Raw genomic sequence first — 22,380 nt, 5'->3', positions numbered from 1 at the left:
TCCTGGCTGTCGCACGACGACACTGAATTTGTGGCGCCCCGCCGTCGTGCTGTCACAGCCACGGCGCCGGCGTATCCATCGCGATCAGCTGTTCGACCTCGATGCGCGGGCGCACCACTGCGTATTGCTCGCCCTTCACCAGCACCTCCGGCACCAGCGGCCGCGTGTTGTAGGTGCCCGCCTGCACCGCGCCATAGGCGCCGGCGGTCATGATGGCGAGCAGATCGCCCGCCTTTGGCGTCGGCAGCGTGCGGTCGAGGGCGAGATAGTCGCCGGTCTCGCAGACCGGGCCGACGACGTCGGCCATGATGGTGGCCGCACCCTTGGCGGGCTGCGTCACCGGCAGGATGTCGTGATGCGCCTCGTACAGCGTCGGGCGGATCAAATCGTTCATGGCAGCGTCGATGATGACGAAATTCTTGCCGTCGCCATGCTTCACGTAGATGACCTTCGTGACCAGGATGCCGGCGTTGCCGACGATCATGCGCCCCGGCTCGAACATCAGCGTGCAGCCGAGATTGTGGCTGACGCGCTTGACCATGGCGGCGTAGGCGTCGGGTGCCGGCGGCGCCTCGCGATCCATGTAATAAGGAATGCCGAGGCCGCCGCCGAAATCGACATGCGAGATGTTGTGGCCGTCGGCGCGCAGCGTCTGCACGAACTCGGAGAGGATCCGGAACGCGGTCTCCATCTTGGAGAGGTCGGTGATCTGGCTGCCGATATGCACGTCGGTGCCGGTCACCTCGATGCCCGGGAGTCTTGCGGCGCGGGCATAGACCTCGCGGGCATGAGCGATCGGAATGCCGAACTTGTTCTCGGACCTACCGGTGGAGATTTTTGCGTGCGTGCCGGCATCGACGTCGGGATTGACGCGCACGGAGATGCGCGCGGTCTTGCCCATCTCGGTCGCAAGTCGCGACAAAAGCTCGAGCTCGGGCTCGGATTCGACGTTGAGACAGAGGATGTCGGCGGCAAGCGCCGCGCGCAATTCGGTTTCCGTCTTGCCGACACCGGAGAACAGGATCTTAGCTGGGGGGATGCCCGCGGCGAGCGCGCGCTTCAATTCACCGCCGGAGACGACGTCGGCGCCGGCGCCCAGCTTGGCCAGGGTGCGCAGCACCGACTGGTTGGAGTTCGCCTTCATGGCGTAGCAGACCAGCACCTTCTCGCCGGCGAAGGCTTCCGAGAAGACGCGATAGTGCCGCTCCAGCGTCGCCGTCGAATAGCAATAGAACGGCGTGCCGACGGTTGCGGCCAGCTCGGACAGGTTCACCGCCTCGGCGTGCAGCACGCCGTTGCGATAGTCGAAATGGTTCATGGCGCAGGCTCGGTTGTCCCGGCTTATTTCTTACCGGGAGGTTCGTCCAGGAGCGGATCGAGAATAAACGATTTCTTCCTGCCCTTGGCCGCCGCGGGCGCGGCGTCCACACCGTAGGTGGGATTGAACACGCTCGGCGTCCCCTGGGCTTCGATCTCGGTGTCGGTCGGCGCCGCACCGTTGGCCGTGGGCGCATTGGAGGCGGTCGGCGGCAGATCCAGCGGACCCTTGCGTCCGCAGCCGGCGAGCGCCAGCGCCGTCAGACTAAGGACAATGATGGCCCACCCCGAGCCGGCCGGGCGAAACTTTGACGTCACGACGAAATCCCCACTACGCGGCGCGCACCATACAGAGATTGGTGCGCTCTGGCGAGAGCCCGCATGACCATGAAAAACAAGCCAAATTTTGCCATTAGCCCGATTTTCGCTGCTTTTCCAGCCGCTTCGCCCAAGCCTTGGCCTGCGACGCCACGTTCTTCGGCGCGGTGCCGCCAAAGCTGGTGCGGCTCTTCACCGACGATTCGACCGAGAGCACGCCGAGCACGTCTTTGGTGATCTTGGGCTCGATCGCCTGCATCTCCTTCAGTGGCAGCTCGTGCAGCGCGACGCCGCCTTCGGCGGCCTTGGCCACGATTCGGCCGGTGACGTGGTGGGCCTCGCGGAACGGCATCTTCAGCGTCCGCACCAACCAGTCGGCGAGATCGGTCGCGGTGGCGTAACCCTCGCCCGCGACCGCCTTCATCCTCGCTTCGTCGGGCGCGAGGTCGCGGACCATGCCGGTCATGGCGCGGATCGCCAGCGACAACGCGGCAAAACCTTCCATCGCGCCCTGCTTGTCCTCCTGCATGTCCTTTTGATAGGCGAGCGGCAGGCCCTTCATCACGATCAGAAGACCGTTGAGCGCACCGATCACGCGGCCGGTCTTGGCGCGCACGAGCTCGGCGGCATCCGGGTTGCGCTTCTGCGGCATGATCGAGGAGCCAGTCGTGAATTTATCGCTGAGGCGGATGAGGCCAACCAGCGGCGAGGTCCAGATCACGATCTCCTCGGCAAAGCGCGACATGTGCACAGCGCAGATCGAGGCGGCCGCCAGCGTCTCCAGCACGAAGTCGCGATCGGACACCGCATCGAGCGAGTTCGCCATCGGCCGGTCGAAGAGGAGCGCCTTCGCCGTGGCGTGGCGGTCGATCGGGAATGAGGTGCCGGCGAGCGCGGCCGCGCCCAGCGGCGATTCATTGAGCCGCTTGCGCGCGTCCTGGAAGCGGCCGCGGTCGCGCGCGGCCATCTCGACATAGGCAAGCAGGTGGTGGCCGAAAGTGACGGGCTGCGCGGTCTGCAGATGCGTGAAGCCGGGCATCACGGTCGCGGCGTGCTCCAGCGCGCGCTCCACCAGCGCCTGCTGGAACGCGGCCAGCGCAGCATCGGTCTCGTCGATGACGTCGCGGACGAACAGGCGAAAATCGGTTGCGACCTGGTCGTTGCGCGAGCGCGCCGTGTGCAGCCTTCCGGCGGCGGGGCCGATCAGCTCGGACAGCCGGCTCTCGACGTTCATGTGAATGTCCTCGAGCGCGCGCTTGAACGCGAAGCCGCCCTTGCCGATCTCTGACAAAATCGTGTCTAGACCCTTGCCGATATTTTTCGCATCAGAGGCAGTGATGATGCCCTGGCTGGCGAGCATCGCGGCGTGGGCCTTGGACGCGGCAATGTCCTGGGCGAACAGGTGACGATCGACGTCGATAGAAACGTTGATCTCCTCCATGATCTCATCGGGACGTTCCGAGAACCGGCCGCCCCACATCTTGTTGCTCATGATCCCCTGCTCACGCCTTGCCTGTCGCTAGTCACGTTTGCTGGCCGCGGCCAGCCGTATTAAGAGGCCCCTGATAGCCACATCTGCGACCGGATGACAAACGATATGCTCGACAAAACGCCTTCGGCCACGCGCCGAATCCCACTCGTCATCGCCATTGTGGCGATCGGGGGCCTGGCCGGCTTCGCCGCGCTGTACGGGCTGGGTCTGAGCCGGGCGCCGTCGGGCGATCCGGTCTGCCGGTCCGCGGTGGCGACTGCGCAGAAAATCGCCCCGCTCGCCCATGGCGAGGTGGCGGCGCTGACCATGGCGAGCACCCCCTTCAAGCTGCCAGACCTCGTCTTCGAGGACGCCGACGGCAAGCCGAAGAAGCTGTCCGACTTCCGCGGCAAGACGCTGCTGGTGAACCTGTGGGCCACCTGGTGCGTGCCCTGCCGCAAGGAGATGCCGGCGCTGGACGAGCTCCAGGGCAAGCTGTCGGGCCCGAATTTCGAGGTGGTGGCGATCAACATCGACACCCGCGACCCCGAAAAGCCCAAGACCTTCCTGAGAGAGGCCAATCTGACCCGGCTCGGCTATTTCAGCGACCAGAAAGCCAAGGTTTTTCAGGATCTTAAAGCCGTGGGCCGGGCCTTGGGGATGCCGACATCGGTGCTGGTCGACCCGCAAGGCTGCGAGATCGCGACGATTGCGGGGCCGGCGGAATGGGCCAGCGAGGACGCGCTCAAGCTGATCCGGGCGGCGACGGGCAAGGCTGCCGCGTCGCTTTAGAGAATTTTAGGCCGTGACGTTGAGATTGCCGCCGATGCCGGGGCCTACATTGGCGAGCGAGGGCTGGCCGGCGCCCATCAGCGCCAGGACGGTGGATTTCTCCATGTCCATGTTCTGCTTGGTCAGCGTCGCTGCGATATTCGATTGCAGCGCGCCTTGCTGAGCGGCCAGCATGGTGCTGACCATCGCCATCATGTCCATTACGCGAACCCTCGTACCGGCCCTAACCTAGGCGTGAGGGGTTAACGAGAGGTGAGCGAGTTTCCGTGCCCCGGCTCGGCAGCGCTCCGCGCTGCGTCCGGGGGCACGAGAGTACCTTACCGCGTCGGTACCGGCTTGGCGCCGCGATAGTCGTAGAAGCCGCGCTGGGTCTTGCGGCCGAGCCAGCCGGCTTCGACGTATTTCACGAGCAGCGGGCACGGGCGGTACTTGGAATCTGCCAGCCCCTCATGCAGCACCTGCATGATGGAGAGGCAGGTGTCGAGGCCGATGAAATCGGCGAGCTCCAGCGGGCCCATGGGATGATGGGCCCCTAACTTCATCGCGGCATCGATCGCCTCGACGTTGCCGACGCCTTCGTACAGCGTGTAGATCGCCTCGTTGATCATCGGCAGCAGGATGCGGTTGACAATGAAGGCCGGGAAATCCTCGGAGACTGCGACCTGCTTGCCGAGCCTGGCGACGAATTCCTTGGATGCCTCGAAGGTCGCATCATCGGTAGCGATGCCGCGGATCAGCTCGACCAGCTCCATCAGCGGCACCGGATTCATGAAGTGAATGCCGATGAAGCGCTCCGGCCGGTCGGTGGCGGCGGCGAGCCGCGTGATCGAGATCGACGACGTGTCGGAGGCGACGATCGCCTCCGGCTTCAACACCGCGCACAGTTCGTGGAAAATCTTGCGCTTGACCTCTTCCTTCTCGACCGCGGTCTCGATCACGAGGTCGCAGTCGGCGAGGTCGTCCAGCTTCTCGGCAAGCTTGATGCGCGCGAGCGCCTTGGCCTTGTCGTCCTCGGTGACGGCCTTCTTGGAGACCTGTCGCGCCAGATTGCCGTTGATGGTGGCCATGCCCGACTTGAGGCGGTCGGCCGAGACGTCATTGAGCACCACGTCGAAGCCGGCCAGCGCCGCAACATGCGCGATACCGTTGCCCATCTGACCCGCGCCGATCACGCCGACCTTCTTGATCACTGCCGCCATCATGTCATCCACCGGAACGGCGCGCGACGAGCGCGCCCTGCCTATCCCCTCGAGCCGGGAGCTCCGATTTAATCAGAACCCTGGCTCGAAACCTAGATTGGATCGCTTCCAAGGCGTGCCCCACGCCAAAGAAAACGCCTCAGAAAAGCAACACCGGCCGGAGTTTATAGCTCCGGCCGGTGTTTTTAGCCCGTTTTACTTGCCGAGCTTGCCGAGTTCGGCCGTCAGCTCCGGAACCGCTTGGTAGAGGTCCGCCACCAGGCCGTAATCGGCGACCTGGAAGATCGGCGCGTCCTCGTCCTTGTTGATCGCCACGATCACCTTGGAGTCCTTCATGCCAGCCAGATGCTGGATCGCGCCGGAAATGCCCACCGCGACATAGAGCTCGGGAGCCACGACCTTGCCGGTTTGGCCGACCTGCCAGTCGTTCGGCGCATAGCCCGCGTCGACCGCCGCGCGCGAGGCACCGACGCCGGCGCCCAGCTTGTCGGCGAGCGGCTCGATGTACTTTGCGAAATTCTCGCGGCTCTGCATGGCGCGGCCACCGGACACGATGATCTTGGCCGAGGTCAGTTCCGGACGGTCGCTCTTGGCGACTTCCTCGCCGACGAACGTCGACAGGCCGGGATCGGCGGCCGCCGCGACGTTCTCGACGGGCGCACTGCCGCCCTCGCCTGCTGCGGCGAAGGTGGAGGTGCGCACCGTGATGACCTTCTTGGCGTCCTTCGACTTCACCGTCTGGATGGCGTTGCCGGCATAGATCGGGCGCTCGAAGGTATCGGGTGCGACCACCTTGATGATCTCCGAGACCTGCATGACGTCGAGCAGGGCTGCGACACGCGGCATCACGTTCTTGAAGCGCGAGGTCGCGGGCGCGACGATCGCGTCATAGCTGGACGCCAGCGACACGACCAGCGCGGCCAGCGGCTCGGCGAGATCGTGCGCGTAGAGCTCGCCATCGGCGAGCAGCACCTTCTTGACGCCGGCAAGCTTGGCGGCGGCATCCGCCGCGGCCTTGGCGTTCTGGCCGGCCACCAGCACCTCGACCTCCGCGCCGAGCGCGGCAGCCGCGGTGAGCGCCTTGTTGGTCGCATCCTTCAACGACGCATTGTCGTGTTCGGCAATCAGAAGCGTCGTCATCAGAGCACCCCGGCTTCGTTCTTGAGTTTCGACACCAGCTCGGCGACGTCCTTGACCTTGACGCCTGCCTTGCGGCCCGCCGGCTCGGTCGTCTTGAGAATCTCGAGGCGCGCAGCGACGTCGACGCCGTAATCGGCGACGGTCTTTTCCGCGATCGGCTTCTTCTTGGCCTTCATGATGTTGGGCAGCGAGGCATAGCGCGGCTCGTTGAGACGCAGATCGGTGGTGACGATCGCCGGTCCCTTCAGCTTCACGGTCTGGAGGCCGCCATCGACTTCGCGCGTGACCTTGAAGTCAGAACCTTCGACCTCGAGCTTGGAGGCGAAGGTCGCCTGCGACCAGCCGAGCAGCGCGGCCAGCATCTGGCCGGTCTGATTGGAGTCGTCGTCGATTGCCTGCTTGCCGAGGATGATCAGGCCCGGCTGCTCTTCTTCGGCAACCTTCTTCAAAATCTTGGCCACCGCGAGCGGCTCGACATTGCCATCGACCTTCACCAGGATGCCGCGGTCGGCGCCCATGGCGAGGCCGGTGCGGATCGTCTCCGACGCCTGTGCGGGCCCGATCGAGACCACCACGATCTCAGTCGCTTTGCCGCCTTCCTTCAGGCGCAGCGCTTCCTCGACCGCGATTTCATCGAACGGGTTCATGGACATTTTGACGTTGGCGAGTTCAACGCCCGATCCATCGCTTTTGACGCGGACCTTGACGTTGTAATCGACCACCCGCTTTACCGGCACTAAGACCTTCATCGATCCTCTTTCAGTCAATTTGGGAAGGGGTTATCAACTGGCGCGGAACCTAAAGGCCTGATCAGGCCCGGTCAACGCGCGAAGGGCCAAATTTTAGACCTTAGAAACGCCCGGCCCAAATGGGTCAGCGGTTCTGGCCGGGAACCCAGAGCACGTCGCCGGCACCGTCCCCGTTGGCGACTCGGCTGGCCACGAACAGGAAGTCCGACAAACGGTTCATATATTGGATGCCAGCCGCGCTCACCGGTTCGCTGGGCCGGGCCGCCAGCTCTACCACCACTCGTTCCGCCCTGCGGCATATCGTGCGGGCGACATGGAGATGAGCCGCGGCCGGCGTGCCGCCCGGCAACACGAAGGAAGTCAGCGGCGCGAGCTTGTCGTTGAGTGCGTCGATGTCGCGCTCGAGCCGCTCGACCTGGCTCGCCACCACCCGCAGCCGCTCCGCTTTGCCTTCACGCTCGGGCACCGCAAGGTCGGCGCCGAGATCGAACAAATCGTTCTGGATGCGGCCAAGCATCGCGTCGAGCTCGGGCATATCAGAGGTGTGGAGCCGCACCACGCCGATCGCGGCATTGGTCTCGTCCACGGTGCCATAGGCCTCGATGCGCAGATCGTATTTCGGACGACGCTCGCCGGATCCGAGCGCGGTGGTGCCGTCGTCGCCTGTCTTCGTGTAGATTCGATTCAATACAACCATGTCAGCGCCCCATCGCCCAGACCGCGGCCATTGCGATGATGATCGCCACGAACTGAAGCAGCACGCGCCAGCGCATCAGCTTCTGCGAGGTGTTGGGCGAGCCGCCGCGCATCATGTTGATGAGCCCGAGCAGCAGCACCAGGGCCACGGCGCCGGCTGCCGCCGGCAGGATGAAAGTACTCAGGAGAGATGCCATTTGAGGGTAGATAGCACCGTGTGCGCCGCTCCGCCATGGTGCCACGCCAGCCTCCGGCGCCATTCCGGGGCGATGCGAAGCATCGAGCCCGGAATCCATCGGGCCATCTGTCCTGCGGCTAAATGGATTCCGGGCTCGCGCTGCGCGCGCCCCGGAATGACCAGCGCCGCGCTTCGCGAACTGGCTTTTGGGCCGATAATATCAGATGGTAGCGCGATGATTTCCGATTTGCGCCGATTGCCTGTTCTTCCGATCTCTCCCTGCGCGCAGGGGGAGAGAGCAGCGGTGTAGGTGCTACGTGAAAGCGATCCGCTACATCTACGTCGTCGTGATGGACGCCTTCTACACGTTCCTCGCCGACGACGGCTGGGCGATCGCGAGCCACATCGCATTGTCGACGCTGATGGCGCTGTTCCCGTTCCTGATCGTGCTGACCTCGCTCGCCGGCTTCTTCGGCTCCAAGGAACTCGCCGACCAGGCCGCCAGCCTGATGCTCCAGGTCTGGCCAAAGCAGGTCGCCGACTCGATCTCCGGCGAGGTCCACGACGTGCTGACCACGACCCGCACCGGTATTCTGACGATCGGCGCGGCGCTGTCGGTCTATTTCGCCTCCAACGGCGTCGAGGCGCTCCGCGTCGCGCTCAACCGCGCCTATGCGGTGGTGGAGATGCGGCGCTGGTACTGGCTGCGGCTGGAATCGATTGCCTACACGTTGATTGCCGCCTTCACTGCACTCGCCATGGCGTTCCTGATCGTGCTCGGTCCGCTGATCATCGAAGCGGCACGACGCCACATTCCCTTGTTCGTCGAGTCAAACGAAAGCATTCTCACCTGGCTGCGCTACGGCATCTCCATCAGCGCGCTGGTGGTGGCGCTGCTCATCCTGCACGCCTGGCTGCCGGCGGGACGCCGCAGTTTTCTCCAGATCCTGCCCGGCATCGTCTTCACCATCGTGGCGTCGCTGATCTCGAGCATCGTGTTCGGCCAATATCTCGCGCGCTTCGCCAACAACTATGTGACGATGTATGCTGGGCTGGCATCGGTGATCATCGCGCTGGTGTTTCTGTATTTCATCGCGGCGATCTTCGTGTACGGCGGCGAGCTCAACGCGGCGATCATCAAGTCGCGGCTGCCACACGGCGTGTCGCTTCAAGCAGCGCAGTCGCTAAGGCCCGCGGGGACACAGGCTTGACCAGGAAGGCGTCGGCACCGGCCTCGCGCGACGCCGCTTCGTCTTCGCCGCGACCTGACACCCCGATAATCGGAATCTGCGCCAGCGGCGGCGCCATGCTGCGTATCCGCCGGATGGCCTCGACGCCGTCGATTCCGGGCAGTACCATGTCCATCAACACCGCATCGAAGGTGCCCTGCGCGAGCCGGTCCACCGCGTCCTCGCCGCGGCCGATGAACTCGGCATGATGGCCGAGCTCGGTCAAAATGGTGTTGAGCACCACGCGGCCGAATGGATTGTCCTCGACGCTGAGCACGCGGAGGGCGGCCATCGCCTCGGGCTCACTACCGTCCTTCGCCTTGCGCGATTTACCCGCTTCCATCGCATCCAGCGACACCGTCAGCGTGAACGTGGCGCCGCCGCCGCGGCGCGCAGCGACCGTGATGTCGCCGCCCATCGCGCGCGCCAATTGCTTCACCGAGGATAGCCCCAGGCCGGCGCCGCCGAAGCGCGAGGCAATGGTCACATTGGCCTGGGTGAACGGGCGGAACAGCCGCTTGATCTCGGCCATGGTAAGGCCGATGCCGCTGTCAGACACGGCGAAGGCGATGCCGACTCTACCTTTACCCTTTGCTTTATCCTTTGCTTTGCCCTTGCGCTCGTCCTTGACGGGGCGCCAGGGCGCCACCGCAAGCGCCACGCCGCCCTGGTCGGTGAACTTCACGGCATTGTCGATCAGGTTCTCGAGCGCAGCGCGCAGGCGGACCGGATCGCCGACCACCAGCCCCGGCAACTTCTCGGAGATATCGACCTGGGCTCGAAGACCCTTGGCCGCGGCGCGGCCGGCCAGCGAATCGCCGGCGCTGCGGGCAAGCGTCCGCAGGTCGAACAGGTCCTGCCGGAGCGCGTGTCCACCCTTCCCGGCCCGCTTTCCTGTCCGGACCGCGTCCACAAACAGCGTGGCAAGGCTCGCCAGATGTTCGGCGCCGGCCTTGATGGTGTCGGCCCAGCGCCGCTCCCGCTCGCCGAGATCGGAGGTCGCGAGCAGGTCGCTGATTGCCAGTATACCGGTCAGGGGAGTGCGGACCTCATGGGCAAAGGCGGCGAGCGCGGCCTGGACCACGTCCGGCGCGACCGCCTTGGCGCTGCGCTTGCCCAACCGGCCGGCCGCCCCGGACCGCTTCCGAGGCGGTCGCTTGGACGTCCGCGTGGTGCGCACTGGGCGCGTTTTCGCCGCCATGATCCCCTTCGAACCCCGGGCTATCGGGGGGAAGCATGGCACGGCAGAACGCCCGGAGTCACGGCGGCGTTTGGCTAACCCCCAGAGAAACTTAACCTAATCCCACCGTTCGGCGGATATCGGCCGGCGTGGCGCCGGCTGCGCGCAAGTCCCGCAGGCCCGTCGAGCGGCTCGATTTCGACAGCTTCCGCCCCTCGCCGTCGCGGATCAGAGCATGGTGGCGATAAGCGGGTTCCGGCAGGCCAAGCAGAACCTGCAGCAGGCGGTGCACCGATGTGGCATGAAACAGGTCCTGGCCCCGCACGATCTCGCTGACGCCCTGGAGGGCGTCGTCGACCACGACGGACAGATGGTAGCTGGTTGGCGTCTCCTTGCGGGCGAGAATGACGTCGCCCCAGGCTTCCGGTCGCGCCGGGACGATGCCGCGCTCGCCATCCGGTCCCGCGCCGAGTTCGTTCCAGGTCAGACCGGCGACGCGCCGAGAGGCGGCCACCATGTCGAGCCGCAGCGCATAAGGCGCGCCGGACGTCATCAGTTGCTCGCGTTCGCCGGCCGACAGCAATTTGGCGTCGCCGGGATATAGCGGCGCGCCGTCGGGATCGTGCGGCCACGGCCCATCCACCTCGCGCGCGGCAACGAGCCTTGCGATCTCGGCGCGGCTTTCAAAGGCGGGATAGACGAGACCGAGCGCAGAGAGCTTTTCCAGCGCGGCGCGATAGTCGGCAAGATGCTCCGACTGCCGCCGCGCCGGTGTCTCCCAGGAGATCCCGAGCCAGGCGAGATCCTGGTAGATCGCCGACTCATAGTCCGGCTGGCAGCGCGTCGCGTCGATGTCCTCGATCCGCAGCAACAGCCGCCCCCCGGTCTCGCGTGCGCGCTCGAAGTTCAGCAGCGCGGAATAGGCGTGGCCGAGATGCAGGAAGCCGTTCGGGCTCGGGGCAAATCGGAAAACGGGCGGCATGAGTTCTCGGTGTATTCGTCATTGCCGGGCTTGACCCGGCAATCCATCTTCCAGGACTCTTGTGAGGAGATCGATGCGCCGGTCCCGCCGACGCCGAAGGCTTCGGCGGGCTTTACGGCATTGGGCCGGCGTAGCTGTAGCAGAAACGGCGAGCCCGCGCATGACGAGTTGAGCAAAGCAATGGCCATCCACCTCGAATCCCAGTCCGATCTCGAAGAGGCCGTCCATGCGCTCATCAAGCGCGATCCGCGCCTCAAGCCCGTGCTGGAAATTGCCGGCATGCCGGCCTTGCGGCGGCGCGAGCCGGGTTTTGCGGGGCTTGCCCATATCGTGTGCGGGCAGCAGCTGTCGACGGCGAGCGCGGCGGCGATTTGGGGACGGCTGGCCGCCGCCTTCGATCCGTTCGACCATGAGGCGGTCCGGCGCGCCCGCACCGACCGGCTGGGGCGGCTCGGCCTATCCGCCGCCAAGATCAAGACGCTGAAACACCTCGCGCGCGAGATCGGCGCGCAACGGCTGAACCTCGAGGTGCTCGCCGAGGAGGATGCCGACGCCGCGCATCACACGCTGATCTCGCTGCCCGGCATCGGCCCCTGGACTGCCGACGTCTATCTGCTGTTTTGCCTCGGCCATGGCGACGCCTGGCCGGCCGGCGACCTCGCTGTGCAGGAGGGGATCAAGATTGGGCTCGGCCTGAAGACGCGGCCGACGGAGAAGCAGATGGCGCCGCTCGCCGAACCCTGGCGTCCGCTGCGCGGCGCCGCGGCGCATCTGTGGTGGAGCTACTATCGCGCGGTGAAGAAGCGCGAGGGCGTGCTCTCGGCCTGACGGGCGTATTCCGCCCGAGCAGGGCCACATGCTTTCGCTGCTCGGGTAAACCGCTTTCGACGAAAGCTCATCCAGTATAGCGTCGAGCTCTATATCAGAGCATGATCTGTTCGGAAAACCGCTACACGCCTTTCCGGATCATGCTCGCGAGCAAACGCCGCGAAGACGGCCACGAGGTCGCGCATGCTGGACAGGACGAAGGATATTTCCGTCTCCGCACAGGCTTGGCTCGATGAATTCGAGCGCACATTGGGCCGGCCCGAGCCCGCTGCGCTGGACCGCCTCTTTCTCACCGACAGCTTTTGGCGCGATGTGCTGGCACTAAGCTGGAATCTGCAGACGCTCGCAGGCCACGATGCTATCGCACGGGAGTTGACCATCGTCGCACCGAAGGCGGCACCGACCGGTTTCAAGATCGCGCCAAACCGAGCGCCGCCGCGCTGGGTCACGCGCGCCGGCACCAACACCATCGAAGCGATCTTCGATTTCGAGACGGCGATCGGACGCGGCAGTGGCATCGTGCGGCTCGTTCCCGATACTGCCAATGGCGACCGCCTGCAGGCGTGGACGCTGCTCACCGCCCTCGACGAGCTCAAGGGGTTCGAGGAGCAGCTCGGCAGGTCGCGGCCCCGCGACCAGGCCTATTCGCGCGATTTCCGCGGGCCGAACTGGCTCGACCACCGCAACGCCTCGCGTCACTACGCCGATCGCGACCCGGCGGTGCTGGTCGTCGGCGGCGGCCAGGCCGGGCTCGCCATCGCGGCGCGGTTGAAGCAGTTGAATGTCGATACGTTGATCGTCGATCGCGAGATGAGGATCGGCGACAACTGGCGCAAGCGCTACCATGCGCTGACCCTGCACAACCAGGTGCAGGTCAATCACCTGCCCTACATGCCGTTCCCGCCGACCTGGCCGGTCTATATTCCAAAGGACAAGCTCGCCAATTGGTTCGAAGCTTACGTCGAGGCGATGGAGCTGAATTTCTGGACCGGCACCGAACTCGAGGGCGGCGTCTATGACGAGGCGAAGGGGCGCTGGTTGGTGACGCTGCGCCGCGCCGACGGCAGCAAGCGGACCATGCATCCGCGCCATGTGGTGATGTCGACCGGAGTCAGCGGCATCGCCAACATGCCCGACATTGCGGGCCTTGCCGATTTCAAGGGCACGCTGCTGCATTCCAGCCGCTATGAGGACGGCGAGAACTGGACGGGCAAGCGCGCCATCGTGATCGGCACCGGCAATAGCGGCCACGACATCGCGCAGGACCTTCACTCCAGCGGCGCGAAGGTGACGCTGGTGCAGCGCTCGCCGACGCTTGTCACCAATATCGAGCCGTCGGCGCAACTGGCTTACGCGACCTACAATGAGGGCACGCTCGAGGACAATGATCTGATCGCGGCCTCGATGCCGACACCGCTCGCGCGGAAGACCCATGTGATGCTGACGGAGCAGTCGAAGGAGTTGGACAAGGAGCTGCTGGACGGCCTGCGGCGCGTCGGCTTCAAGCTCGACTTCGGCGAGGCCGGTACCGGCTGGCAATTCAAATACCTCACCCGCGGCGGCGGCTATTATTTCAACGTCGGCTGCTCCAACCTGATCATCGAGGGCGCGATCAAGCTGAAGCAGTTTACCGACATCGAGAGCTTCGTCACCGAGGGTGCACGGATGAAGGACGGCTCGATCATTCCGGCTGATCTCATCGTCCTCTCCACCGGCTACAAGCCGCAGGAATATCTGGTGCGTAAATTGTTTGGGGACGCCATCGCCGACCGCGTCGGCCCGGTCTGGGGTTTTGGCGATGGCTTCGAGCTGCGCAACATGTACACACGCACGAAGCAGCCAGGTCTCTGGTTCATCGCAGGCAGCCTCGCGCAGTGCCGGATCAACTCGAAATATCTCGCGCTCCAGATCAAGGCGATCGAGGAGGGGATATTGCGGGCGTGAGGTGAGTGCCACATGATCCAGCCGTCATTCCGGGGCGCAACGAAGTCGCGAGCCCGAAATCCATTGCGTCGCATATTGGCGGATGGATGGATTCCGGGCTCGCGATAACGCGCGCCCCCGAATGACAGGAGGAGGAACCCATGCCAGCCATTCTTGGCAGCGGCGAGCACCGCTACCGCGTCGTCGAAAACTTCGCCAAGCTGCCGGACAGCTGGCAACTCACCGACGTCGCCTCGGTCGCGGTCGACAGCAAGGACCAGATCTACGTTTTCAACCGCGGCGCTCATCCCATGGTGGTACTCGACCGCGAAGGCAATTTCCTGCGCAGCTGGGGCGAAGGCCTGTTCTCGCGCGCGCATGGCCTGCATATCGACGCGGAGGACAATCTCTACTGCACCGATGACGGCGACCACACCGTGCGCAAATGCACCACTGAGGGCAAGGTACTGCTGACGATCGGCATTCCCGAGAAGCCAGCGCCGTTCATGAGCGGCAATCCCTTCCACCGCTGCACCCACACCGCGTTGTCGCCGAAGGGCGAGATCTACGTCTCCGATGGCTATGGCAATGCGCGCGTGCACAAGTTCACCCCCGACGGCAAGCTGATGAGGAGCTGGGGCGAGCCGGGGACCGATCCCGGTCAGTTCAACATCGTGCACAATATTGCCACTGACGCCCACGGCTGGGTTTACATCGCCGACCGCGAGAACCACCGCGTGCAGGTGTTCGATGGAGACGGCAAATACGAGGCGCAGTGGAACAACTTGCACCGCCCCTGCGCGCTGTGCTGCTGCGGTGGGGCTAAGAGCCCGACCTTCGTGGTCGGCGAGCTCGGCCCCGGCCTGGCCGTCAACCGCAAGGTGCCCAATCTCGGGCCGCGGCTATCGATCGTAGACGCGCAGGGCAGGCGCATCGCGCGGCTTGGCGGCGAGGAAGGGTCCGGCGTGGCCAGCGGAAAGTTTTTGGCGCCGCACGGCATCGCCCTGGATTCGAAGGGCGCCATCTATGTCGGTGAAGTCGGTGTTACCGACTGGAAGACGAGCTTTCCGGACGAGGAGATGCCGCCCGCGGTGCGCGCCACGCGATGTTTGCAGAAGCTCGAGCGGGTGCGGGAGTAGCGAAGATAGAGCTGCAACGCACCGTGAAGGCGGTTCCGGGCCGGCTGCATGGTCCCCGGGGATCGCGGCTTTTTGAGCGCTTTTGCCACCTCGCCGCCGCATTGCTTGCGACTGAATAAGTCGCTCAACGGGCTTCACAATCCCGTCACGCTGCATGTAGTATGTCAGTACTTGCTGCTTCGCAGCGTACATTGGAGGCCGGGAGCGTTACTTGAACGCACATGTCTCGCAAGGCAGTTGGCCGGTGTTGGTGCTGAACGCGGACTTCCGGCCGCTGAGTTACTACCCACTGTCTTTGTGGTCGTGGCAGGACGCGATCAAGGCGGTGTTCCTCGACCGCGTCAACATCGTCGCGCATTACGACCAGGCGGTTCGAAGTCCGACGTTAGAAATGCAATTGCCGAGCGTGGTTTCGCTCAAATCCTTCGTCAAGCCGACCACCCATCCCGCCTTCACCCGTTTCAACGTCTTCCTGCGCGATCGTTTCGCCTGCCAATATTGCGGCTCGCCTGAAGACCTCACGTTCGATCACATCATCCCGCGCAGCAAAGGCGGCCAGACCACCTGGGAGAACGTGGTCGCGGCGTGCTCGCCCTGCAATCTGCGCAAGGGCAATCTCACCCCGGCGCAAGCAAAAATGTTTCCGCGCCAGAGTGCGTTCGCGCCGACCGTACACCAACTCCACCGCAACGGCCGCCTGTTTCCGCCGAACTATCTGCACGACAGCTGGCTCGACTATCTTTACTGGGATACGGAGCTGGATCCGTAGGGGGCGCGCGTTCTGCGGCTCGCACGGCGCTACGGCGCAATGATGTGCAGCGTGTCCCGCGGCGGAAGCGTCGTGCTGAATGCATGAAGCGCTGAGGTCACTTCCGCCTCGTTGCCCAGTGGCGTTCGATAGAATGCGACGTTTCTTTGCGACAGCGTCACGGTCTTTGTCTCGAGGACGGCGACCTTTGTCCAGTCCGCAGGTACCCCCTTCGGAAACCAGGCATCATAGATCATCACCAGGCCGACCACATGCTTGCTCGCGAGAGCCGCCATCTCGGGCGGCCCGTACTCCCCCGCGATCCTCGCCTTGCGTACGTCCTCCGAACCAAGGCCCCAGAGATCGAGCACGTAATCGGTATTGCCGTAGGCGAGCAGACCCAAATCGTTGACCCCGACCGCATGCCTGTAGAATGAACGGGCAAAGCGAGCCAATTGATATTGCTGTTCGTAGATATCGCTTGCCGCGATCGGCGAGACTATCGCCGCTGTCACGTACGGCATGGCTGCAGTGCCAAGCCCGAAAGCCAGGACGACCTTCGCAATCGACCACCGCAACGCCGAGAGATGCGGCCTCACCTGCCCGGCAGCCCATAATAGCGCAGCCGTCGCGAGCGCCATGATGTAGACCTCATACCGGTTGAGCCAGCCGTATTGGCCAAAGACCAGATGCGCACCGATGGCAGCTATGACGGTCAGAAGAACAATCAGCGCTTCGCGATCTGCGCGCAGCCAGTTCGCGCAGATCGCAACTGCAAGCCCAAGCATGGTCAGCCGCAGGCCATAGACGCTCGTCAAGCTCCGCAGCACGTTGTTGACAATCGCCCGAAATGAGGCTGCGGTCTCATCGAGGTTGGCGAGATATCCCTTCAACAGCACCGAACTCGGCAGAAGCGGCAGGCCACGCGACGACATCAGCGCGCAATAACCCAGCAAGCTGATGATGATGACAAATGCCGCGCCGGCGGCAAAGCGTCTGTAACCAAGCATCGCAAAACCGGCAGTCGCGGCACAGGCGAATGCTGCCCCTTCGAAGCGGATCAAGGGAAGAAGCACCAGAGCGAGAAAATGCAGCGAGGTTGGCGTGGATTTGCGCGCCGCCCCGGCAAGGCCAGCAAAGGTCACGACAGATGCCCAAACGTGAACGCTGTGCTCCATGCCGGTCATGGGTAGCGCGACGGCACTGGTGTTGAAAATGAGAAGCGGCACGATCACGCAGGTAAGTGGACCCGCATCGAGCAGCCGACTCGTTTCGAACAGGCGCAGCAGGGCGAAAACTGTCGCACACGCGGCGACCGCATTGATCAGCAGCGGACCGAAAACGCCGAGATGCATCGCCTCGGTCAGTGCCAGAATATATGGCCACACAACCGACGAGCTGGGCGACGAATATTCCCAAGCGTTGATGCCGTAGCCACCTGAGAGAATTTGATCCGCGACCGCAAGATGGATATAGGCGTCGTCAAGCGTGAATACGAGCCTGAAGTCGCAGAGAACCACGCTGACGATGATCGCCGCCGCAAATAGCGACAGCCAAAGCAGTACGGCGATCGTTGAAGGGCTTCTCCACACAGCGCCCACGCGCTCAGGCGATGACCCGCGCACCTCTTTCAGGCGATCGAAATCACCAACGATGACCGTCACACGGCTCCCCCAGTCAAAGCGCGGTCTGTGCGAGGACCGCCGTCAGTCTGACTGACCATACGGTACAAGTGCTTAATCCTGGATTTTCGGCGCCTTCGATTCTGATCGATTGCGTCAGTTCATTGTTAACTACGGTGGCCGGCTGCTTTGGCTTGCCCGCAGATTCCCGCCGAACTCTATGCACGACAGCTGGCTCGACTATCTTTACTGGGATACGGAGCTGGACCCGTAGCGTGGACGTCTGGTCCCGCGTCCCGCTAGCGTTTGCGGATCACCGAACTGCGCTCCGGCGCCGGCAACAATCCTTTCCGCTTCGTTACCATCCTTTAAGCCTCTGCGGGCCATCTTGGCATGGCCGGCGGCCTCCGTCCGGCTACCATGAGGCTGCCATTCATGTTCGCCGCGACGCTGGAAGCGATTCAGTCCTCGCCTTCGAAGCGGATTGCCTACGTGCGCTTCGTGCTCGCGGCGCTGATGGCGATCGTCGCCTTCAAGGCCTGCTGGTTCGGGCGCTTCGGCGCCTGGGCGAACCGCGAGCTCGCCGACTTCGACGCCTTTCACATCGTCGCGCAGCGCGTCTGGGGCGGCGATCTCGACCAGGTCTATCATTTCGAGGCGCTGCTGAAGATGCAGGCGGAGGCGGCCGGCGGCATGACCGGCTTCATGCCTTGGACCTATCCGCCGCAATACGATCTTCTGGTGGCGCCTTTCGCATTCCTGCCGGTCGGCATCAGTTATCTGTTGTTCACCGCGGCGACGCTCGTGCTCTATCTCCTGACGCTGCGAAGGATCGCAGGTAATAATCTGGCGCAAGTGCTGGTGATCCTGTTTCCGGCACTGGCGATCACCATCGGCTGCGGGCAGAACGGCTTTCTCACCGGCGCGCTGATCGGGCTCGTCTGCCTCAACCTCGAGCGGCGACCGCTGTTCTCGGGCCTGGCGCTCGGGGCCATGGTGATCAAGCCGCATCTCGCTGTTGCCCTGGGCATCTATTTGCTGGCGACGCGACGCTGGGCGGCGCTCGCGGCCGCCACAGCCGTGGTGCTGGCGAGCTCGCTCCTGTGCACGCTCCTGTTCGGTTGGCAGATCTGGACCGCCTGGCTCGGCGCGATCAGGGAATCGGCGAGCTATCTCGAGCAGGGCTTTTATCCGCTGTTTCGCATGATCTCGGCTTACGCGGCGCTCTACAAGGCCGGCGTCTCCGCCAGCTTTGCATTCTGGGGGCAGGCGAGCCTTGCCTGCATCGCGTTATTCGCTGTCGTGATCGCCGTCTTCCTCCACCGGGCACGTGGCGCCTCGGCCGCATTCGCGCTCGGTGTCGTCGCGACGGCGTCGGTGATGGTCAGCCCCTATGCCTATGATTACGATCTGCCGGTGCTCGGGATCGGTCTCGCCCTGATGCTGCCCGATCTCGCCAAGCTGGCGAGCGCGCGCGAGCGCGGTGTGATGTACGGCCTGATCCTGCTCGCAGGCGCCTACGGATTATTGCAGTCGGCGCGGCTCACAGTGCAGTTCGGGCCGAAGGCCGATTCCAGCCAGCACTTCACGCCCGCCATCGCCGGCCTCGCCATGATGGCCCTGCTTGCGCTGCTGTTGAAGATGTTGTGGCAGGGAGCACGGCCAGCATCGGTACAGCATCAAACTACGCACCTCGCAGGATAACTCCAGATCCGCTGCGCGCGCCGGGCGAGCATGGAACCCGAAGCGCCGGAGTCGGTTCAGAGTGAGGCCCGTTTTGTCTCGCCAACCCAAGTTGCCTCGCGAGATGCATATCCGAACCCGCTGTAGCGCCAGGGAGAGCAGTCATGCCCACAGCCGAACATGATCACGTCTATAAGATCCTGGAACTGGTCGGATCATCCGAGACCTCGATCGAGGATGCGATCCAGAACGCGATCGGCCGCGCCGCCAAGACCGTTCGCGAGATGAAATGGTTCGAGGTGGTGCAGACGCGCGGCCACATCGAGAACGGCACTGTCCGTCATTATCAGGTCACGCTGCGCGTTGGCTTCACGCTGGAAGGATGACGCGGCGGACGCAGGATGAGGCCGTCACGCTGCGGCGAAGGTGGTTAACAATCGCCGAGCAGAGTCGGTCAAGATCTCGGCGACCCGTCCGGTTGACTACGGACGCACAAAATCATCGCAGAAGTTGCAACAGGCCGTTAAGGCCAAAGTGAGAGGTTTGCGCCGATTTGGAGCAAGCCTGATGGTCACGAGCCGCGAACTCGGCAAGACGCGCCTTCCGCTCTGGGCGGCGAGTTTCGTCGCGCTGACTTGCGTGGCGATCCTCGGCTTGAGCGCCTGGCGCGAATGGGAAGCGCGCAATGCCGATCTCAGGGCAGCCGAAGTCGACGTCACCAATCTGGCGCATTCGCTGATCCAGCACGCGGACGATACATTCGAGCTCGTCGATACGATCCTGGTCGGGCTGGTCCATCGGCTCGAAATCGACGGGACGGGTCCGGACACGATTGCGAAACTCCAGGCTTATCTGCCGACACGCAAATCATCGGACCGCATCCGCGGCATCTTCGTCTACGACGCGACCGGCCGCTGGCTTGCCACGACTGAACGCCTCGACTTTTCCAACCTCAACAACAGCGATCGGAGTTATTTCCGCCACCATCGCGACTCGCCTGCGACCGGCACGCTGATCGGACCGCCCGTCAAGAGCAGAGCCGGCGGCCAATGGATCATCACCGCATCCCGCCGGATCAACGATTCCGACGGCGGCTTCGCCGGCGTTGCCCTGCTCACGATCGACGTCAGCTATTTCGTCAAGTTCTACGAGCGGTTCGACATCGGTCCGAACGGCTCGGCATCGCTGCTCAACAATAGTGGCATCATGCTGGCGCGCAGTCGCGACGAGAGCGGCGCCTTCGTTGGACGCGACCTGTCCAATGCGCCCCTGTTCAGAAGCTGGAAAAGCCGCCCCGCCGCCTCGGTCTACTATTTCAAGTCGCCGCTCGATGGCGTGGAGCGGCTGAGCTACTACCAGCGCAGCAGCCGCTATCCGCTGATGGTGCTGGCGAGCAAGTCGCAAGATGACGTGCTGGCGCCCTGGCGACGCGCGGCGGCCGCGCGCATAACCTTCGTCCTCGGCCTCGTTCTGCTGATCGCGGTGATCGGCTTCTACTTGGTCCGTCAGCTGGTGCAGCGGCAGCTCATGGCCCAGGCCTTGGTTGCCAAGGAAGCGAATTTCCGCCTGCTGGCCGAGCAATCCAGCGACATGGTGACCCGGATCGGGCTCGATAACCGGCTGCTCTACGTCTCTCCCTCATGCGCGCGCATCACCGGCTGGTCCGCCGAGGAACTGCTGGACACGTCGGCCCTGGCCGGCATTCACACGGACGACATGCAACGGGTCGAGCAGGCGATCATCGCGCTGAAGAATGGCGAAGCCGAGGAAGCGCGGTTCGTCTATCGCCAGCGTCATCGCGACAAGGGCGAGATCTGGGCCGAGGCGGCGCTGCACGTGACCCTTGCCTCGGACAGTGGTGCCATCGACGGCGTCGTCGCGGTGGTGCGCGACATGACCGAGCAGAAGGACCTTCAGGACAAACTCGCCTCGCTCGCAACGACCGACGGCCTTACCGGCCTCGCCAACCGACGCACATTCGACGAACGTCTCGCCGATGAATGGGCGCGCGCCCGGCGCGACGGCACGCAGCTCTCGCTGCTGCTGGTCGATGTCGATCATTTCAAGAAGTTCAACGATCATTACGGACATCAGGCGGGCGACGCCTGCCTGCGCGCGCTCGGCAGGATCCTGTCCGCCCAGGCCAAGCGCCCGGCCGACCTCGCCGCGCGCTACGGCGGCGAGGAATTCGCCGTGCTGTTGCCGAACACCGGCCCGGATGGCTGCGCCGAGGTCGGCGAAGGGATTCGCCAGGCGCTGCACGGTCTCGGCATGCTGCATGCACAGAATCCACCTTCCCGGCTGGTGACTGCGAGCGTTGGCGGCGCGACGGCTCTTCCGTCCCAAACCACGATGGATTGCAGCACGCTGGTCGCGGCCGCCGACCGCGCGCTCTACGCAGCCAAGGACAGCGGCCGTGACCGGCTGGTGATGTCGGGACGGGTCGTTCCGTGGCCGGCCAAGAGCGCGTGACGACCTCTCCTCTGGATTTGTCCGTCGGGTTCGGACGGGATATGATTTGCACCGCGGCCGGATGTTCGGCCGATCCGAGAGTGCTGCGGTGACTGGCGAGATTAAGCTTGTCCTTTTCGACATGGACAACGTCCTCTGTGACTACGAGAGGGAAAAGCGCGTCGCCTTTCTTGCGGAGCTGGCCGGGATCACGAGTGAAGCCGTCTACAAGGCGATCTGGGAATCCGGATTCGAGTTTCTCGGCGACACTGGCGCGCTCGACGCTTCAGACTATCTGCGCGGGTTCGGCGAGCGCATAGGCTATTCCCTGTCGCTCGACGAATGGGTCGAGGCGCGGCGCCGTTCAATGCAGGCCAAACGCGCGATGCTGGAGATTGCCGGCAGCTTGCGCAAAACCGTCGACATTGCCGTCCTGACCAACAACACCACGCTGGTCGCTGACCATATCGACACTCTGCTGCCGGACCTGCGCCCGCTGTTCGGCGCTCGAATCTACACCTCGGCCCAGTTCAAGACGGCGAAGCCGGACCCGCGCTGCTACCGCCTCTGCCTGTCCGAGCTCAACGTGAGGCCGGAGACGGCCCTGTTCGTCGACGATGTCGCGGCCAATGTTGCCGGCGCGCGCGAGGCGGGTCTCTCCGCGCATCACCATACGTCGGTGCAGGCTTTCAAGCAGGCCCTTTCGGAGCACGGCCTGCTTCACGAATGACTCGC

The 22,380-nt window shown here is 64.2% G+C and carries 22 protein-coding genes and 1 pseudogene; 11 read left to right on the top strand and 12 right to left on the bottom strand.

Annotation, left to right across the window (positions count from 1 at the left end; all coding sequences use genetic code 11):
• Positions 1 to 52: 52 nt before the first annotated feature.
• The 3 genes from lysA to argH form a co-directional block, all read right to left on the bottom strand.
• On the bottom strand, positions 53 to 1,318 hold the full coding sequence (lysA, locus tag IVA98_RS01205; protein WP_247299059.1) for a diaminopimelate decarboxylase: 1,266 nt from the start codon (positions 1,316 to 1,318) through the stop codon (positions 53 to 55).
• A 23-nt stretch (positions 1,319 to 1,341) separates the two neighbouring features.
• Positions 1,342 to 1,635 (bottom strand): LPS translocon maturation chaperone LptM, encoded by a 294-nt coding sequence (lptM, locus tag IVA98_RS01200; RefSeq protein ID WP_247299057.1) that lies wholly within the window; start codon positions 1,633 to 1,635, stop codon positions 1,342 to 1,344.
• Between the two features lie 94 nt (positions 1,636 to 1,729).
• Positions 1,730 to 3,127, bottom strand: coding sequence for an argininosuccinate lyase (argH, locus tag IVA98_RS01195; RefSeq protein ID WP_247299055.1), 1,398 nt, complete (start codon positions 3,125 to 3,127; stop codon positions 1,730 to 1,732).
• Positions 3,128 to 3,232: 105 nt separating this feature from the next.
• Between argH and tlpA the strand changes: the two genes are divergently transcribed.
• A complete protein-coding gene (gene tlpA / locus IVA98_RS01190) occupies positions 3,233 to 3,898 on the top strand; it encodes a thiol:disulfide interchange protein TlpA (RefSeq protein ID WP_247299053.1) in 666 nt (221 codons plus the stop codon).
• Positions 3,899 to 3,904: 6 nt separating this feature from the next.
• On the opposite strand, the gene IVA98_RS01185 is transcribed toward tlpA, so the two are convergent.
• From IVA98_RS01185 to IVA98_RS01160, 6 genes are all read right to left on the bottom strand, one after another.
• On the bottom strand, positions 3,905 to 4,099 hold the full coding sequence (locus IVA98_RS01185) for a putative motility protein (protein ID WP_247299052.1): 195 nt from the start codon (positions 4,097 to 4,099) through the stop codon (positions 3,905 to 3,907).
• 116 nt (positions 4,100 to 4,215) lie between these two features.
• Complete coding sequence (locus IVA98_RS01180; protein WP_247279737.1) at positions 4,216 to 5,097, bottom strand: 3-hydroxybutyryl-CoA dehydrogenase; 882 nt, start codon at positions 5,095 to 5,097, stop codon at positions 4,216 to 4,218.
• A gap of 195 nt (positions 5,098 to 5,292) precedes the next feature.
• Positions 5,293 to 6,237, bottom strand: coding sequence for an electron transfer flavoprotein subunit alpha/FixB family protein (locus IVA98_RS01175; RefSeq protein ID WP_247299050.1), 945 nt, complete (start codon positions 6,235 to 6,237; stop codon positions 5,293 to 5,295).
• The gene (locus IVA98_RS01170; RefSeq protein WP_247299048.1) at positions 6,237 to 6,986 is read right to left on the bottom strand and encodes an electron transfer flavoprotein subunit beta/FixA family protein; all 750 of its coding nucleotides are present in this window, start codon (positions 6,984 to 6,986) and stop codon (positions 6,237 to 6,239) included. Before IVA98_RS01170 ends, IVA98_RS01175 begins: the two co-directional genes overlap by 1 nt.
• Positions 6,987 to 7,110: 124 nt before the next feature.
• A complete protein-coding gene (locus tag IVA98_RS01165) occupies positions 7,111 to 7,683 on the bottom strand; it encodes a cob(I)yrinic acid a,c-diamide adenosyltransferase (protein ID WP_247299046.1) in 573 nt (190 codons plus the stop codon).
• A gap of 1 nt (position 7,684) precedes the next feature.
• Positions 7,685 to 7,879 carry a twin transmembrane helix small protein gene (locus IVA98_RS01160; RefSeq protein WP_024337274.1) on the bottom strand — a complete coding sequence of 65 codons (195 nt, stop codon included), beginning with the start codon at positions 7,877 to 7,879 and terminating at the stop codon, positions 7,685 to 7,687.
• A 298-nt stretch (positions 7,880 to 8,177) separates the two neighbouring features.
• On the opposite strand from IVA98_RS01160, the gene IVA98_RS01155 reads away from it, so the two are divergent.
• Positions 8,178 to 9,071 (top strand): YihY/virulence factor BrkB family protein, encoded by an 894-nt coding sequence (locus IVA98_RS01155; protein WP_247279706.1) that lies wholly within the window; start codon positions 8,178 to 8,180, stop codon positions 9,069 to 9,071.
• Here the strand turns inward: IVA98_RS01155 and IVA98_RS01150 are convergent.
• Positions 8,998 to 10,290, bottom strand: coding sequence for an ATP-binding protein (locus IVA98_RS01150; protein WP_247336584.1), 1,293 nt, complete (start codon positions 10,288 to 10,290; stop codon positions 8,998 to 9,000). The two genes, IVA98_RS01155 and IVA98_RS01150, sit on opposite strands and share 74 nt — an antisense overlap.
• Before the next feature lie 91 nt (positions 10,291 to 10,381).
• Positions 10,382 to 11,251, bottom strand: coding sequence for a tRNA glutamyl-Q(34) synthetase GluQRS (gluQRS, locus tag IVA98_RS01145; protein ID WP_247299042.1), 870 nt, complete (start codon positions 11,249 to 11,251; stop codon positions 10,382 to 10,384).
• Between the two features lie 180 nt (positions 11,252 to 11,431).
• Between gluQRS and IVA98_RS01140 the strand changes: the two genes are divergently transcribed.
• The 4 genes from IVA98_RS01140 (at position 11,432) to IVA98_RS01125 (ending at position 15,910) form a co-directional block, all read left to right on the top strand.
• On the top strand, positions 11,432 to 12,079 hold the full coding sequence (locus IVA98_RS01140; RefSeq protein ID WP_247336588.1) for a DNA-3-methyladenine glycosylase family protein: 648 nt from the start codon (positions 11,432 to 11,434) through the stop codon (positions 12,077 to 12,079).
• A 183-nt stretch (positions 12,080 to 12,262) separates the two neighbouring features.
• Entirely contained in the window at positions 12,263 to 14,023 is a 1,761-nt protein-coding gene (locus tag IVA98_RS01135) for a flavin-containing monooxygenase (RefSeq protein WP_247299038.1), read from the top strand.
• Between the two features lie 140 nt (positions 14,024 to 14,163).
• On the top strand, positions 14,164 to 15,141 hold the full coding sequence (locus IVA98_RS01130) for a peptidyl-alpha-hydroxyglycine alpha-amidating lyase family protein (RefSeq protein WP_247299037.1): 978 nt from the start codon (positions 14,164 to 14,166) through the stop codon (positions 15,139 to 15,141).
• A gap of 211 nt (positions 15,142 to 15,352) precedes the next feature.
• Positions 15,353 to 15,910 (top strand): HNH endonuclease, encoded by a 558-nt coding sequence (locus IVA98_RS01125; protein WP_008543309.1) that lies wholly within the window; start codon positions 15,353 to 15,355, stop codon positions 15,908 to 15,910.
• A 29-nt stretch (positions 15,911 to 15,939) separates the two neighbouring features.
• Here the strand turns inward: IVA98_RS01125 and IVA98_RS01120 are convergent, their stop codons facing one another.
• Positions 15,940 to 17,553: a DUF8728 domain-containing protein gene (locus IVA98_RS01120; protein WP_247354229.1), complete on the bottom strand. Its 1,614-nt coding sequence runs from the start codon at positions 17,551 to 17,553 to the stop codon at positions 15,940 to 15,942.
• Between the two features lie 157 nt (positions 17,554 to 17,710).
• On the opposite strand from IVA98_RS01120, the pseudogene IVA98_RS01115 reads away from it, so the two are divergent.
• The 5 genes and pseudogenes from IVA98_RS01115 to IVA98_RS01095 form a co-directional block, all read left to right on the top strand.
• A pseudogene (locus IVA98_RS01115) lies at positions 17,711 to 17,785 on the top strand (HNH endonuclease); the annotation flags it as partial.
• A gap of 161 nt (positions 17,786 to 17,946) precedes the next feature.
• Complete coding sequence (locus tag IVA98_RS01110) at positions 17,947 to 19,215, top strand: glycosyltransferase family 87 protein (RefSeq protein ID WP_247354228.1); 1,269 nt, start codon at positions 17,947 to 17,949, stop codon at positions 19,213 to 19,215.
• A gap of 143 nt (positions 19,216 to 19,358) precedes the next feature.
• On the top strand, positions 19,359 to 19,580 hold the full coding sequence (locus tag IVA98_RS01105; RefSeq protein ID WP_247279712.1) for a dodecin: 222 nt from the start codon (positions 19,359 to 19,361) through the stop codon (positions 19,578 to 19,580).
• Positions 19,581 to 19,761: 181 nt separating this feature from the next.
• A complete protein-coding gene (locus tag IVA98_RS01100; RefSeq protein ID WP_247336599.1) occupies positions 19,762 to 21,666 on the top strand; it encodes a sensor domain-containing diguanylate cyclase in 1,905 nt (634 codons plus the stop codon).
• Between the two features lie 61 nt (positions 21,667 to 21,727).
• On the top strand, positions 21,728 to 22,375 hold the full coding sequence (locus IVA98_RS01095; RefSeq protein ID WP_247299028.1) for an HAD family hydrolase: 648 nt from the start codon (positions 21,728 to 21,730) through the stop codon (positions 22,373 to 22,375).
• Positions 22,376 to 22,380 lie beyond the last annotated feature (5 nt).

Origin of the sequence: Bradyrhizobium sp. 160, assembly GCF_023073735.1 — a bacterium.
Lineage (GTDB): Bacteria > Pseudomonadota > Alphaproteobacteria > Rhizobiales > Xanthobacteraceae > Bradyrhizobium.
This window is presented reverse-complemented; position numbering and strand designations above follow the sequence as displayed.

Coding starts and splice junctions, on each gene's coding strand:
- lysA (WP_247299059.1), bottom strand. CDS start 1,318: ATGAACCATTTCGACTATCGCAACGGCGTGCTGCACGCCGAGGCGGTG.
- argH (WP_247299055.1), bottom strand. CDS start 3,127: ATGAGCAACAAGATGTGGGGCGGCCGGTTCTCGGAACGTCCCGATGAG.
- tlpA (WP_247299053.1), top strand. CDS start 3,233: ATGCTCGACAAAACGCCTTCGGCCACGCGCCGAATCCCACTCGTCATC.
- IVA98_RS01185 (WP_247299052.1), bottom strand. CDS start 4,099: ATGGACATGATGGCGATGGTCAGCACCATGCTGGCCGCTCAGCAAGGC.
- IVA98_RS01180 (WP_247279737.1), bottom strand. CDS start 5,097: ATGGCGGCAGTGATCAAGAAGGTCGGCGTGATCGGCGCGGGTCAGATG.
- IVA98_RS01175 (WP_247299050.1), bottom strand. CDS start 6,237: ATGACGACGCTTCTGATTGCCGAACACGACAATGCGTCGTTGAAGGAT.
- IVA98_RS01170 (WP_247299048.1), bottom strand. CDS start 6,986: ATGAAGGTCTTAGTGCCGGTAAAGCGGGTGGTCGATTACAACGTCAAG.
- IVA98_RS01165 (WP_247299046.1), bottom strand. CDS start 7,683: ATGGTTGTATTGAATCGAATCTACACGAAGACAGGCGACGACGGCACC.
- IVA98_RS01160 (WP_024337274.1), bottom strand. CDS start 7,879: ATGGCATCTCTCCTGAGTACTTTCATCCTGCCGGCGGCAGCCGGCGCC.
- IVA98_RS01150 (WP_247336584.1), bottom strand. CDS start 10,290: ATGGCGGCGAAAACGCGCCCAGTGCGCACCACGCGGACGTCCAAGCGA.
- gluQRS (WP_247299042.1), bottom strand. CDS start 11,251: ATGCCGCCCGTTTTCCGATTTGCCCCGAGCCCGAACGGCTTCCTGCAT.
- IVA98_RS01140 (WP_247336588.1), top strand. CDS start 11,432: ATGGCCATCCACCTCGAATCCCAGTCCGATCTCGAAGAGGCCGTCCAT.
- IVA98_RS01135 (WP_247299038.1), top strand. CDS start 12,263: ATGCTGGACAGGACGAAGGATATTTCCGTCTCCGCACAGGCTTGGCTC.
- IVA98_RS01130 (WP_247299037.1), top strand. CDS start 14,164: ATGCCAGCCATTCTTGGCAGCGGCGAGCACCGCTACCGCGTCGTCGAA.
- IVA98_RS01110 (WP_247354228.1), top strand. CDS start 17,947: ATGTTCGCCGCGACGCTGGAAGCGATTCAGTCCTCGCCTTCGAAGCGG.
- IVA98_RS01105 (WP_247279712.1), top strand. CDS start 19,359: ATGCCCACAGCCGAACATGATCACGTCTATAAGATCCTGGAACTGGTC.
- IVA98_RS01100 (WP_247336599.1), top strand. CDS start 19,762: ATGGTCACGAGCCGCGAACTCGGCAAGACGCGCCTTCCGCTCTGGGCG.
- IVA98_RS01095 (WP_247299028.1), top strand. CDS start 21,728: ATGTTCGGCCGATCCGAGAGTGCTGCGGTGACTGGCGAGATTAAGCTT.